Raw genomic sequence first — 12,658 nt, 5'->3', positions numbered from 1 at the left:
GGCGCCGACGAACAGGCCCTCGTCCTGTCCATCGCCATCCGCCGCCGGGGCCGCGACAACCGTTCCCGCGCGGGCTACTTCGCCTACTTCTCCGACCCCGCCAACGCCGTCCGCACCGCCATGTCCTTCGTCGCCGAGGTCGGCCGCGAACTCGGCCAGTCGACCCGCAGCCGCCTCACCAAGCAGCGCCCCCGCGTCAAGCGCGGCGGCCTCTACCCCCTCGTCCGCGCCTTCGCGACCGTTGTCGAACGGGACGTCGTCGTCGCCGCCGTCATGGGCGACATGCTCTACGACGAGGTCGCCCACCACTCCGGCCCGCGCAGCCGCGACGCCGCCAAGGTCCTCCAACGCCTCGACCGCGCCCTCGCGTTGATCGAGAACGTCGCCGAGCACGCCCCGCGGCCGTACCGCATCGTCGTCCTCTCCGACCACGGGCAGAGCCCCGGCGAAACCTTCCAGGGCCGCTACGGCCTCACCCTCGGCGACCTCGTCCGGGCGGGCTGCGGACTGCCCGTGCCGCGCCGGGCCCGCCGCACCCACAGCGGCGCCGAGGCCCGCGCCGCCGTCCGCGCCGCGCTGCGCAGGCCCGCCAAGGACGGCGACGAACGGCAGGCCCACTCCGGCCGCCACTCCGAGCCGATCGTGCTGGCCTCCGGCAACCTCGGCCTGGTCTCCTTCCCCGACGTGCCGCACCGCATGACCAAGGAGGAGATCGACGCCCGCCACCCGGCACTCCTCACCACGCTCGCCAACCACCCCGGCGTCGGCTTCGTCCTGGTACGCAGCGAGGAGCACGGAGGGGTCGTGCTGGGCGCCCACGGCGCGGAGCTGCCGGTGGCCGAACTCGACGACAAGCAGGGCCCGTTGGCGGACTTCGGCCCCGGTGCCGCGGACGCCGTGCGGCGCACCCACTCCTTCCCGCACACCGCCGACATCATGGTCAACTCCTGGTACGACCCCGCCGAGGGCGAAGTCCTCGCCTTCGAGGAGCAGATCGGCTCCCACGGCGGCCTCGGCGGCTCCCAGGGCAAGCCGTTCCTGCTGTCGCCGCACACCTTCTCCGCACCCGTCGACGACGGCGACGACCTCGTCGGCGCCGAGCAGGTGCACCGGGTCCTGCGCCGCTGGCTGCGCGAGTGCGACGGGCCCCAAGTCCCGCTGCCGGCCGAGCCGGAGGAGCGCGCCGCCTGAAAATGGGCTGCGGTGGGTCGGCCGCGAGCACACACTGTGGGAGTCTCCCCGCCTCGAACCTCCTTCAGGAGCCGCTGCCTTGCAGGCTGCCGTCACCGTCACCCCCGCCCGCATACCGGAACTGCTGCTCGGTCTCGCGACCGTCCGGCCCGTGTTCATCTGGGGTGCGCCCGGCATCGGAAAGTCGTCCCTGGTAAGGGAGTTCGCGGAGTCGCTGGGCCTGGAGTGCGTGAGTCTGCTCGGTACGCAGCTCGCGCCCGAGGACCTGATCGGCGTCCCGCAGATCCGCGACGGGCGGTCCGTGTTCTGTCCGCCGGAGGCGATCGCGCGGGACGAGCCGTACTGCCTCTTCCTCGACGAACTCAACGCGGCCACACCGGATGTGCAGAAGGCGTTCTACTCGCTGATCCTGGACCGCCGGATCGGGAACTACGAACTCCCCAAGGGCTCCATCGTGATCGGCGCCGGCAACCGCGCGACCGACAACGCGCTGGCCCGGCCGATCTCCTCCGCGCTGATCAACCGGCTCACCCATGTCCACCTGGAGGCGTCCCCCAAGGACTGGCTCGACTGGGCGGCCGCCAACGGCATCCACCCGTGGATCCTGGACCACCTCACCGACCGCCCCGACCACCTGTGGTCCAAGCCGCCGAAGACCGAGGAAGCCTTCTCCACACCCCGCTCCTGGCACATGCTCTCCGACGCGCTGGGCTCCTTCGGGCCCGACCTCGACGAGGACACCCTGAAGGTCATCGCGCACGGCACGCTGACGCCCGCGCACGCCGTCGCGTTCTGCGGCTACGTCAAGATCGTGCGCAGCCGCTTCGGCATCGAGGCGATCATCAAGGGCGACGCCCGCTGGCCGCACCGCCCCGAGGACCGGGACCTGCTGTACTACCTCGCCGAGTCCTTCCGGGGCCGGCTCGTCAAGGAACTCCCGGTCAGCAAGGAGCACTTGTCGGCGAACGGGCTGCAGACCGCGTACCGCGCCAAGTCGCTGCTCGTGCAACTCGCCGAGATCTCGGTCGAGGTCGCGCAGAGCGTCATCGCCCCGGACACCGACGGCAACCCCCTGCTGCCCGCCTGGTTCCTCGTCGAAGCGGCCCGTGACATGCCCCGGCTGGTCGAGGCCCGGCAGTGAGCCGCACCCAGGGCAAGGGGAAGCCGAAGAAGAAGGACCTCGCCGCCGAGGCCTTCGAGGAAGGGCTGCGCCTCGTCCGGGCCAACCGCGCGCTCGCCGCCATCGGCTTCAGCACCTGCCGCCGGGACGACTGCCCCCACACGCCCGACTCCGGTCTGGTGCGCGTCGATTCCGACGGAGTGCTGCACGTCCACCCCACCCGCCGCGCCGAACCCGCCGAGTGGGCCTGGGCGATCGCGCACTGCATCATCCACCTGGGCTTCGGCCATGTCCCGGCCGCGCCGAAGCTCCGCGAGCAGCCCGACGGCCCCGCCCTCGCGGCGCGCTGCGCCGTCGTCAACCGCTTCCTGCTCGGCTTCCCCATCGGCATCACCCCCGAGGACCTGCCCGCCGCCTACCCGGCCGGTGACGAGGAGCAACTCACCGCCCGCTGGCGCCGCGACGGCATCCCGCCCCTCTACGAGCGCTGCGGCACGGCGGGCGGCGAGCCGGACCAGCTGCTGGTGCCGTGGGACACCTGGCGGGGCGGCAAGGCCCCCGACTGGCAGCTCAACTTCGCCAACGCCCTCACCCGCACCGTCGCCACGGCGATGGACGTGGCGGGCGGCCGGCGCGCCTCGATGCGCGGCGGACCCACCCGACTCCAGCCCTGGGAACGGGCGTTGAGCTGGTTCGTCTCCTCCTACCCCCTCCTCGGCGGCATCGCGGCCGGCATCACCCTCGTCGCCGACGCCGAACTCGCCCGCGCCCACGGCATCTCCGTCGCCGCCGTCGACACCTCCGCCGCCGAGATCTACGTCAACCCGCTGCGCCAACTCGACGACGAGGAATGGCGGTTCGTCCTCGCCCACGAGATGCTGCACGCCGCCCTGCGGCACGGCGACCGCTGCGGGGTCCGCGACCCCTTCCTCTTCAACATCGCCGCCGACTACGTCATCAACGGCTGGCTGTGCGAGATGGACGTCGGCCGGATGCCCGAAGGCCTGCTGTACGACCCGGAGTTGAAGGACCTCTCCGCCGAGGAGGTCTACGACCGGATCGCCGGCGACCTGCGCCGGATGCGCCGCCTGGCCACCCTGCGCGGCAAGGGCGTCGGCGACATCCTCGGCGGCCCGCTCGGCAGCCCGCGCGACTACGTGGACCTCGACGAGTTCTACCGGCGCGGCCTCGCCCACGGCCTCGACCTGCACCAGCAGCACCAACGCGGCTTCCTGCCCGGCGGGTTGGTCGAGGAGATCCGCGCCCTCAGCCATCCACCCCTGCCGTGGGACGCCCGACTCGCCCGCTGGTTCGACGAGTTCGTGCCCCGCCGCGAGCCCGTACGGTCCTACGCCCGCCCCTCGCGCCGCCAGTCCTCCACCCCCGACATCCCGCGCGCCGGGCGGTACTTCCCGCCCGAGGAGATCCCCCGCTGCACCTTCGGCGTCGTCCTCGACACCTCCGGCTCCATGGACCGCGCCCTCCTCGGCAAGGCGCTGGGCGCGATCGCGTCGTACGCCGAGGCCCGTGACGTACCGGCCGCCCGGGTCGTGTTCTGCGACGCGGCCCCGCACGACGCGGGCTATGTCGCGGTCACCGACATCGCCGGCCGGGTGCGCGTGCACGGTCGCGGCGGAACCGTACTCCAGCCAGGAATCGACCTGTTGCACCGCGCGGACGACTTCCCGCCGGGGGCGCCGGTCCTCGTCATCACGGACGGCTGGTGCGACACCCTGCGTGTCCGGCGCGAACACGCCTATCTGATTCCACAGGGCGCTCGTCTGCCGTTCACCCCGCGTGGGCCGGTCTTCCGGGTGAGCTGAACCGGAATGTGATCGGATGGCTTCGAACGACATCCGCTTCGAAAGGAATCACCGTGGCAACCACGCGCACCGCACACACCGTCTGGGAAGGCGAACTCATCAAGGGCAGCGGCGAGGTCACCTTCGACTCGTCAGGCATCGGTGCGCAGCCGGTGACGTGGGCGTCGCGCGCCGAGCAGGCCAACGGCAGGACGAGCCCCGAGGAGCTGATCGCCGCCGCCCACTCCAGCTGCTTCTCCATGGCGCTGTCGCACGGCCTGACCGGCGCGGGCACCCCGCCCACCCGTCTGGAGACCAAGGCCGACGTCACCTTCCAGCCCGGCGAGGGCATCACCGGCATCCACCTCACCGTCCGCGGCGAGGTCCCCGGCCTGGACGCGGCCGGTTTCGCGGCCGCCGCCGAGGACGCCAAGAAGAACTGCCCGGTCAGCCAGGCGCTCACGGGTACGACGATCACGCTGACGGTCGAATCCGCCTGATCCCGCGCTCCCTCCCGCTTCGATGCCGCGCCCGGAAAAACGGGTGCGGCATTGACATTCCCGCACTCAAGTTTTGAGCTGGAGATCGGGCAGCGCCTGGCGGAAGGGGACGGCGATGGGACGTGCGGTCGGTATTGATCTCGGGACCACGAACTCGGTGGTCGCGGTGTTGGAGGGCGGGGAGGCCACGGTGGTGGTCAACGCCGAGGGCGCGCGGACCACGCCCTCGGTCGTGGCCTTCGCGAAGAACGGCGAGGTGCTGGTCGGCGAGGTCGCCAAACGGCAGGCCGTGACGAACATCGAGCGCACCGCGCGCTCGGTGAAACGGCACATGGGCGAGACCGAGTGGCGGTTCCCGGACACGGGCGCCATCGACGGAACGCGGTACCGCGCCCAGGAGTTGTCCGCGCGCGTGCTGCAGAAACTGAAACGCGACGCGGAGGCCTATCTCGGCGAGGACGTCACGGACGCCGTGATCACCGTCCCCGCCTACTTCGACGACTCCCAGCGCCAGGCCACCAAGGAGGCCGGGGAGATCGCGGGCCTCAAGGTGCTGCGGATCATCAACGAACCGACCGCCGCCGCCCTCGCCTACGGCCTCGACCGCGGCGAGGAACAGACCGTCCTCGTCTTCGACCTCGGCGGCGGCACCTTCGACGTCTCCCTGCTGGAGATCGGCGACGGCGTCATCGAGGTCAAGGCCACCAACGGCGACACCCATCTCGGCGGCGACGACTGGGACCAGCGGGTCATGGAGTACCTGGTCAAGAAGTTCCGGGGGCAGTACGGCGTCGACCTCGGCAAGGACAAGATGGCGCTCCAACGCCTGCGCGAGGGCGCGGAGAAGGCGAAGATCGAGCTGTCCTCGTCCTCCGAGACGACGATCAACCTGCCCTACATCACCGCCTCCGCCGACGGCCCGCTGCACCTCGACGAGAAGCTGACCCGCGCCGCCTTCCAGGAACTCACCGCCGATCTCCTCGACCGCTGCAAGACCCCCTTCCACCAGGCCGTCAAGGACGCGGGCATCAAGCTCGCCGCCGTCGACCACGTCATCCTCGTCGGCGGCTCGACCCGGATGCCCGCCGTCACCGACCTCGTCAAGGAACTCACCGGCAAGGACCCGCACAAGGGCGTCAACCCCGACGAGGTCGTGGCGGTCGGCGCCGCCCTCCAGGCCGGCGTCATCCGCGGCGACGTCAAGGACGTCCTCCTCCTCGACGTCACCCCGCTGTCCCTGGGCATCGAGACCAAGGGCGGCATCATGACCAAGCTCATCGAACGCAACACGACCATCCCGACCCGGCGTTCGGAGATCTTCACCACCGCCACCGACAACCAGCCCTCGGTCGGCATCCAGGTCTACCAAGGTGAGCGTGAAATCGCCGCGTACAACAAGAAGTTGGGCGTCTTCGACCTCACCGGCCTGCCGCCCGCCCCGCGCGGCGTCCCGCAGATCGAGGTCGCCTTCGACATCGACGCCAACGGCATCATGCACGTCTCCGCGAAGGACCTCGCGACCTCCCGCGAACAGAAGATGACCGTCACCGGCGGCTCCGCCCTCGGCAAGGAGGACATCGACCGCATGATGCGGGAGGCCGAGCAGTACGCGGACGAGGACCGCAGGCGCCGCGAGGCCGCCGAGACCCGCAACCAGGCCGAGCAACTCGTGTACCAGACCGAGAAGTTCATCCGCGACAACGAGGAGCGCGTCCCGGTCGACATCCGGCCGGATGTGGAGGCGGCGGCCGCGGAGGTGAAGGCCCTTCTGGAACACGAGGCGGACACCGCGGAGTTGCGTGCGGCCGTGGAGAAACTCGCCACCGTCAGTCAGCGGATGGGCCAGGCCATGTACGCGCAGCAACAGCCTCCGACGGAGCAGGCGTCGAGCCCCGAGGAACACACCTCGCCCCAGGAGGAGGAAGGGGTCGTCGACGCGGAGATCGTCGACGACGAGCGGGAGAGCAAGGGGCCGGCCGCGTAGGCGCGCCGCCCGCGCCTCACCGGAACGTGCTCATCGGCGGGCCTCGGTGGGGGCGGGCGGCAGCGTGGCGCAGACGGCGTCCAGGACGGAGGCGTACGGCGTGCCGAAGTCGGCCAGCCGGGACCGGAGTTGCTCCAGGGCGGCACGGTACGCGGAGAGGAGTTCGAGGTTGCCGGTGCGGGAGGTGAACTCCAGGACCGCCGGCAGGAAGTCCGGCGGCTCCTCACCGGCGAACTCCAAGTCGTGCGCGCGGTACAACTCCTCGAACCGGGCCAGGGACATACCGCGCCGCCGGGTGTCTCCGTCGTGCCACCGGCTCAGGTACAGGCTGTGCCGGTTCTCGAAGTCGAAGACCTGGACGTAGTGCGCGGCGAGTTCCCCGGGCGGGGTGAGGGCCGCGTGGTCGACGAACGCCCTCAGCTGCGGGGCGGCTTCCCGCAGCAGGGGGAGCCGGGCGCGGAAGTCGTCGTCGGGGTAGGTCAGGCAGAGCGCGGCCGCCTGGTACAGCACACCGTCCGAGGGCATCAGGCCCCCCTCGCGTGGAGGCGCGCGGCTGCGACGACGAGTCCGATGACCTCGCCCCGGGTTGCTACAGGATCCTGTATGCGATATTTCGCATCTGTTCTACGGCCCCCGGCCGGTCCGGTGGGCGGTGTCCGCGTGTCCGTCACCTGCGCTCCCTTGCTCGCCCGTGGTGTCGAACCTAGGGCGGGGCAGGGGAGCGCACCCGTTCACGGCAGCCGTACGGGTCAGGACCCGTAGGCGTACGGGGAGTGCGTGCGGACGGACGGGTCAGTGCTTGAGGGCGACCCCGCCGTAGACCGGGACGACGCCCTCCGCCTGGGCGGCCACGTCCTCCGGCTCCGGCCGCCAGCCGTAGACGGAGATGACCCCCGGGCCCAGCAGCTCCAGGCCGTCGAAGAAGCGCGAGACCTCGGCCAGCGAGCGCGGGTAGAACGGGGTGCCGCTGCGCCGGAAGTGCTCGGCGGCCTTCGCGATGGCCTCGGGGATGAGGTCCGGGGTGACCTGCGAGAGCACCAGATAGCTGCCCGGGGCAAGGACGTCGACGTACCGCTTGAGCAGGCCGTACACGTCGTCGCCGTCGGGGTCGTCACCGAGGTAGTGGGTGAGCGCGACCAGCGACAGCGCGACCGGCTGCGAGAAGTCGAGGGTCTCGCCGGCCAGCCGCAGGATCGTGTCCGGGTCGCGGACGTCCGCGTGCACGTACTCGGTGCTGCCCTCGGCCGAACCGTGCAGCAGCGCCTCCGCGTGCCGCAGCACGATCGGGTCGTTGTCCGCGTACACGACCTTCGCGTCCGGGGAGACGCTCTGCGCCACCTGGTGCAGGTTCGGCTCGGTCGGGATGCCGGTCCCGATGTCCAGGAACTGGCGTATCCCGGCCTCGGCCGCGGTACGGGTCGCCCGGTGCATGAACCGGCGGTTGGCCCGCGCGCCGCGCACCGCCGTGCCGTCCGAGGCGAGGATCTTGCGCGCCAGCTCCTCGTCCACCGGGTAGTTGTCCTTGCCGCCGAGCCACCAGTCGTAGACCCGCGCCGGGTGCGGCCGGCTGGTGTCGATACGGGTGGGCGCGGCTTCGGATCCGGTCATGCGGTGTCGTCTCCTCGGGAGTTCGGGTCGGTGTGCCGGGCATGCTGTGCCGGAAACTGTGCTGTGTGCGGGCCGTACTGTGTGCGGGCGGTGCTCAGAAGGTCTCGCGACAGTCCCGCAGGATCTTCTTGGTGCGCTGTGCGGACGCGGCGTGCGCCGTCATGTGGTCGAGGACCTCCAGATGCGCGGAGACCTCCGCACGGGAGTCCAGGTACAGGGCGCCGGTCAGATACTCGGTGAACACCATGTCGGGCAGCTCCGGTTCGGTGAAACGGAACAGCGAGAACGGCGCGTACGTCCCCGGGTGCGGGCCGTTCCCGAACTCGGCGACCTGGAGTGTGATCCGGTCGCGCTCGCCGAACTCCAGGAGTTTGTCGAGCTGTTCGCGCATGACCTCGCCGTGGATGCTCACCGGACGGCGCAGCACGGTCTCGTCCATGATCACCCACAGGTGCGGCGGATTGTCCCGCTCCAGCAGCCCCTGCCGCGCCATCCGCAGCGACACATGCCGCTCGATGGTCTCCGGACCGGTCTGCCCGATCGTCCCGGCCTCCAGCACGGCACGCGCGTACGCCTCGGTCTGCAAGAGGCCCGGCACGAAGTGCGGTTCGTAACTGCGGATCAGCCCGGCCGCGCCCTCCAGGCTCACATACAGGCTGAACCACTCCGGCAGCACATCGTGGAACCGCTGCCACCAACCCGGCTGGTTCGCCTCCTCGGTGAGCGCGACGAACGCGTCCGTCTCCTCCTCGGGCACGCCGTACGTCGTCAACAGCACCTGGACGTACGGCACTTTGAGGGCAACCTCGGCCATCTCCATCCGCCGTACGGTCGCCGGGGCCACCCGAAGGACCTGCGCGGCCTCCTCGCGCTTGATGCCGGCCGCCTCACGCAACTCCTGCAGCCTTCTGCCCAGCACCACTTGGCCCACTGTGGGCGCGGGCCGCCGTTCACTCACGCCACGCCTCCCCATACGCGCCGAAGTCTGGGGGCAGTGTGCCATGTTCCGGCCATCCGGCTCAGCGGTTCGGAGGTGATCATCCGTCAGCCCCCCGACTCGTTCAGGTACTTCGCCGTCGCCGGGTCGGCGGGCAGGAACGTCTCGATCGCCAGCTCCGAGACCGTGACGTCCATGGGAGTGTTGAACGTGGAGATCGAGGAGACGAAGGACAGCACCCGCCCGTCGTGCTCGATCCGCATCGGGAGCGCGAAGTACGGGACGGAACCGGCCAGTTCGTCTCCCTCGTCGACCGACTCGGGCACCGGGTACGCGGAGACCTCCTCGTACAGCGCCCGCAACGGCTCGGACCGGTCCAGGGCGATCTGCCGCTCCATCTGCGCGAGCAGATGCCCGCGCCATTCACCCAGATTGCGGATGCGCGGTGCCATGCCCTCGGGATGCAGCGTCAACCGCATGGCGTTGAGCGGGGGTTGGAGCAGGGACTCCGGCACGCCGTCCAGGAGCATGGTGATGCCCCGGTTCGCCGCGACCACGGTGTACGTGGCGTCGACCACCAGCGCCGGATACGGCTCGTAGCCCCGGATCAGCCGCTCCAGACCCTCGCGCAACGCGTCCAACGCCGGGTCGTCCAGCGGGGTCTCCGGATAGTGCGGGGCGTAACCCGCCGCCAGCAGAAGGGAGTTGCGCTCGCGCACGGGCACGTCCAGGTGCTCGGCGAGGCGCAGCACCATCTCCTCGCTCGGCCGGGACCGCCCCGTCTCGACGAAGCTGATGTGCCGGGCCGAGGAGTCGGCCCGCAACGCCAGCTCCAGTTGGCTGACCCGCCGGCGCTCCCGCCAGGCACGCAGCAACGGGCCGACACCCTTGCCGGCCGGGGCTGCGGCAGCGGTGTCGGTGCGGGTCGGGACAATGGTCATACGCACGACCGTAGTCGAAGGAGCGCGCACGTGAACGAGTCGAGGAACCCGTCCGGGGAAGCCAGGAGGAAGTCCCTGGCGGAGGCCACCGCGATGTACCGGGCCAGGGTCCGCGGCTGTCTCCTCGGCGGCGCGGTCGGCGACGCCCTCGGCTACCCGATCGAGTTCACCTCCCTCGACCGCATCCGCGAGACCCGCGGCCCGCGCGGGGTCACCGGCTATGTGCCCGGCCCGCACGGCGCGCTGGGCCTGATCAGCGACGACACCCAGATGACCCTCTTCACCGTAGAGGCCCTCATCCAGGCCCAGGCACGGGAGCGGGAGAAGGGCATCGGCGGCGCCTGGTCCCTGCTGCTGCGGCACGCGTACGAGCGATGGCTGGAGACCCAGTCGAAGCCCGCACCGGGAGGGGGCGCCGCGGCGGGCGCGGGCCCTGCGGTGGGGGAGGGCGCCCTGGTGGGCGCCGGTGCCGTATCGGGGGACGGCGCCAAGGGCGGCCTGCTCGCCGAGCCCTGGCTCTACGCCCGCCGCGCCCCCGGCAACGCCTGCCTCTCCGGGGTCGCCCAGATGCACGCGCCCGACCCGTGGCTCGCCCTCGACGGCACGCCCGGCCCCGTCAACCCCGACTCCAAGGGCTGCGGCACCGTGATGCGCTCGGCCCCCTTCGGCCTGGTCAACACGGCCGAGGGCGCCTTCGCGATGGCCGCACGCGGCGCCCAGATCACCCACGGCCACCCCACCGGCTACTACGCGGCGGGCGCCCTCGCCGCGATCGTCGCGCACCTGGTCGCCGGGGAGTCCCTGGAGGGTTCCGTCCTGCGCGCGCTACGACTCCTGGAGCGCCACCCCGCCCACGAGGAGACCTCGGCCGCCCTGCGCGCGGCCCTCGACCTGGCCGCCGAGGGCTCGCCCACCGCCGAGAAGGTCGAGTCGCTCGGCGCGGGCTGGGTCGCGGAGGAGGCCCTCGCGATCGGCGTCTACAGCGCGCTCGCCGCCAGCGACGTGAAGAGCGCCCTGCTCCTCGCCGTCAACCACTCCGGCGACAGCGACTCCACCGGATCCATCTGCGGCAACCTCCTCGGCGCGCGGTACGGCGACCACGGCCTGCCGCACAGCTGGGTGCAAGGTGTCGAGGGCCGCGCCATGATCGCCGCCCTCGCCGACGACCTGGCCGCCGAATGCGTACGGGACTGACCGCCGGGCACCCGTCTGACCAGGAACGCGACCACCCGCCTGTGGCACGCTGAAGAGGAACTCGCCCGCAGTCCGACCGAAGTTCCACCGCAGTCCGACCGAAGCCCGATCGAAGTCCGACCGACGTTCGATCCCGAGTAAGGAGCGAGGCCATGCCCGTCGCACCGTTGTCGCAGCAGGAGATCGAGGCCCGTCTCACGGAACTCCCGGGCTGGTCCGTCGACGCCGACCGCCTCGTCCGTTCCTACCGGCTCGGTTCCCACTTCGCGGCCACCGCGATGGTCGTCCACATCGCCCAGGTCCAGGAGGAACTCGACCACCACTCCGACCTGACCCTCGGCTACAACACCGTCTCCCTCACCGTGAACACCCACAGCGTCGGCGGGGCGATCACCGAGCTGGACTTCCAACTCGCCCGCAGAGTCGAGGACTTGGCCCCGGGACACGGCGCGTCCTGACCGGACCGGAAGAGACCCGGAAGAGACAGGGACAGAGCCAGGGACACGGCCAGGAACAGGACGACAGCGCGTGCTCGACTACGACAAGGAAGCCGACGCCTACGACGCGACGCGCGGCGGTGAGCCCCGCGCTGCCGCCGCTGCCCAAGCCGTACTCGGCTTCGTCCCGCCGGACGCCCGGGGCCTGCTGGACGTGGCCTGCGGCACGGGCATCGTCACCCGCCGCCTGGCAGCGGCCCGCCCCGGTCTGCGCGTGACGGGCCTCGACGCCGCACCGGCCATGGCCCGCCGGGCGGCGGCGCGCCTGCCGGGCGCCGTACTCCTCGCGGACAGCCGTCAACTCCCCTTCCCCGACGGGGTGTTCGACGCGGTCACCACCGTATGGCTGTTGCACCTGGCGGAGGGCCCCGAGGTCGTCAGCGCGATCATCGCGGAGTGCGCGCGGGTCCTGCGACCCGGCGGGGTGTACATCACCACTGTCGACAAGGCCGCCGCCCACGACGTGGGCAGCGACATCGACACCGTCCTCGCCTCCCGCCCGCGCCGCCCGGCCCAGGACCACCCCGACCAAGTCCGCGCGTACGCGGCCGAGTTCGGCCTTCGGTCGGCCGGTACGACCCGCTTCCGGGGCCATGGCCAGGGCCGCAGCCCCCGCAGCACGATCGCGGACCTGCGGCGCGGCTGGTTCACCCGACTACCGCCCGGCGAACCGTTGTCCGAGAGTTTCGCCGAGCGTCTGGGTACCCTGCCGGACCAGGAACTCCCGCGCCCCGACCCGGAGTTCACCCTCCTGGCGCTGCGAAAGCCGACCGGGAAAGGCGGCAACCAGCCCGCGCCCAGCGGCAACTGAGGGTACGGAACCCGTCCGTCCTCCCAGGAGGTACGTCACGTGAGCTACCCGCACCCGCACCCCCACGTACACC

General features: G+C 71.4%; 12 protein-coding genes. 8 read left to right on the top strand and 4 right to left on the bottom strand.

Annotation, left to right across the window (positions count from 1 at the left end; translation table 11 throughout):
- From JHN63_RS44920 to dnaK, 5 genes are all read left to right on the top strand, one after another.
- Nucleotides 1-1,191 (top strand): alkaline phosphatase family protein (locus JHN63_RS44920; RefSeq protein ID WP_200690905.1); only part of this gene is annotated, 1,191 nt, incomplete at its 5' end.
- A gap of 79 nt (nt 1,192-1,270) precedes the next feature.
- Nucleotides 1,271-2,332 carry an ATP-binding protein gene (locus JHN63_RS44915; protein ID WP_200690904.1) on the top strand — a complete coding sequence of 354 codons (1,062 nt, stop codon included), beginning with the start codon at nt 1,271-1,273 and terminating at the stop codon, nt 2,330-2,332.
- Nucleotides 2,329-4,134 (top strand): hypothetical protein, encoded by a 1,806-nt coding sequence (locus JHN63_RS44910; protein ID WP_200690903.1) that lies wholly within the window; start codon nt 2,329-2,331, stop codon nt 4,132-4,134. Before JHN63_RS44915 ends, JHN63_RS44910 begins: the two co-directional genes overlap by 4 nt.
- 53 nt (nt 4,135-4,187) lie before the next feature.
- Nucleotides 4,188-4,613, top strand: coding sequence for an OsmC family peroxiredoxin (locus tag JHN63_RS44905; RefSeq protein WP_200690902.1), 426 nt, complete (start codon nt 4,188-4,190; stop codon nt 4,611-4,613).
- Between the two features lie 115 nt (nt 4,614-4,728).
- On the top strand, nt 4,729-6,597 hold the full coding sequence (dnaK, locus tag JHN63_RS44900) for a molecular chaperone DnaK (protein WP_200690901.1): 1,869 nt from the start codon (nt 4,729-4,731) through the stop codon (nt 6,595-6,597).
- Between the two features lie 30 nt (nt 6,598-6,627).
- On the opposite strand, the gene narJ is transcribed toward dnaK, so the two are convergent.
- The 4 genes from narJ to JHN63_RS44880 all read right to left on the bottom strand — a co-directional run bounded on the left by narJ (nt 6,628) and on the right by JHN63_RS44880 (nt 10,083).
- Nucleotides 6,628-7,122 carry a nitrate reductase molybdenum cofactor assembly chaperone gene (narJ, locus tag JHN63_RS44895; protein ID WP_200690900.1) on the bottom strand — a complete coding sequence of 165 codons (495 nt, stop codon included), beginning with the start codon at nt 7,120-7,122 and terminating at the stop codon, nt 6,628-6,630.
- 267 nt (nt 7,123-7,389) lie between these two features.
- Nucleotides 7,390-8,205 carry an SAM-dependent methyltransferase gene (locus JHN63_RS44890; RefSeq protein ID WP_200690899.1) on the bottom strand — a complete coding sequence of 272 codons (816 nt, stop codon included), beginning with the start codon at nt 8,203-8,205 and terminating at the stop codon, nt 7,390-7,392.
- A gap of 94 nt (nt 8,206-8,299) precedes the next feature.
- On the bottom strand, nt 8,300-9,163 hold the full coding sequence (locus tag JHN63_RS44885) for a helix-turn-helix transcriptional regulator (protein ID WP_200690898.1): 864 nt from the start codon (nt 9,161-9,163) through the stop codon (nt 8,300-8,302).
- 86 nt (nt 9,164-9,249) lie between these two features.
- A complete protein-coding gene (locus JHN63_RS44880) occupies nt 9,250-10,083 on the bottom strand; it encodes a helix-turn-helix domain-containing protein (RefSeq protein WP_200690897.1) in 834 nt (277 codons plus the stop codon).
- A gap of 93 nt (nt 10,084-10,176) precedes the next feature.
- Here JHN63_RS44880 and JHN63_RS44875 point away from each other — a divergent pair, with 93 nt between their 5' ends.
- From JHN63_RS44875 to JHN63_RS44865, 3 genes are all read left to right on the top strand, one after another.
- Nucleotides 10,177-11,277, top strand: a complete 1,101-nt coding sequence (locus JHN63_RS44875; RefSeq protein ID WP_200690906.1) for an ADP-ribosylglycohydrolase family protein — start codon at nt 10,177-10,179, stop codon at nt 11,275-11,277.
- A 152-nt stretch (nt 11,278-11,429) separates the two neighbouring features.
- Nucleotides 11,430-11,735: a 4a-hydroxytetrahydrobiopterin dehydratase gene (locus JHN63_RS44870; RefSeq protein ID WP_200690896.1), complete on the top strand. Its 306-nt coding sequence runs from the start codon at nt 11,430-11,432 to the stop codon at nt 11,733-11,735.
- A 70-nt stretch (nt 11,736-11,805) separates the two neighbouring features.
- Nucleotides 11,806-12,585 carry a class I SAM-dependent methyltransferase gene (locus JHN63_RS44865; RefSeq protein ID WP_200690895.1) on the top strand — a complete coding sequence of 260 codons (780 nt, stop codon included), beginning with the start codon at nt 11,806-11,808 and terminating at the stop codon, nt 12,583-12,585.
- The last annotated feature ends 73 nt before the right edge of the window (nt 12,586-12,658 follow it).

The organism is Streptomyces sp. MBT65, from assembly GCF_016612545.1.
Taxonomy (GTDB): Bacteria; Actinomycetota; Actinomycetes; order Streptomycetales; family Streptomycetaceae; genus Streptomyces.
Note: the sequence above shows the minus strand (reverse complement) of the source record. Positions and strands in the feature narration are given on the sequence as shown.

Coding starts and splice junctions, on each gene's coding strand:
- dnaK (WP_200690901.1), top strand. CDS start 4,729: ATGGGACGTGCGGTCGGTATTGATCTCGGGACCACGAACTCGGTGGTC.
- narJ (WP_200690900.1), bottom strand. CDS start 7,122: ATGCCCTCGGACGGTGTGCTGTACCAGGCGGCCGCGCTCTGCCTGACC.
- JHN63_RS44890 (WP_200690899.1), bottom strand. CDS start 8,205: ATGACCGGATCCGAAGCCGCGCCCACCCGTATCGACACCAGCCGGCCG.
- JHN63_RS44880 (WP_200690897.1), bottom strand. CDS start 10,083: ATGACCATTGTCCCGACCCGCACCGACACCGCTGCCGCAGCCCCGGCC.
- JHN63_RS44875 (WP_200690906.1), top strand. CDS start 10,177: ATGTACCGGGCCAGGGTCCGCGGCTGTCTCCTCGGCGGCGCGGTCGGC.
- JHN63_RS44870 (WP_200690896.1), top strand. CDS start 11,430: ATGCCCGTCGCACCGTTGTCGCAGCAGGAGATCGAGGCCCGTCTCACG.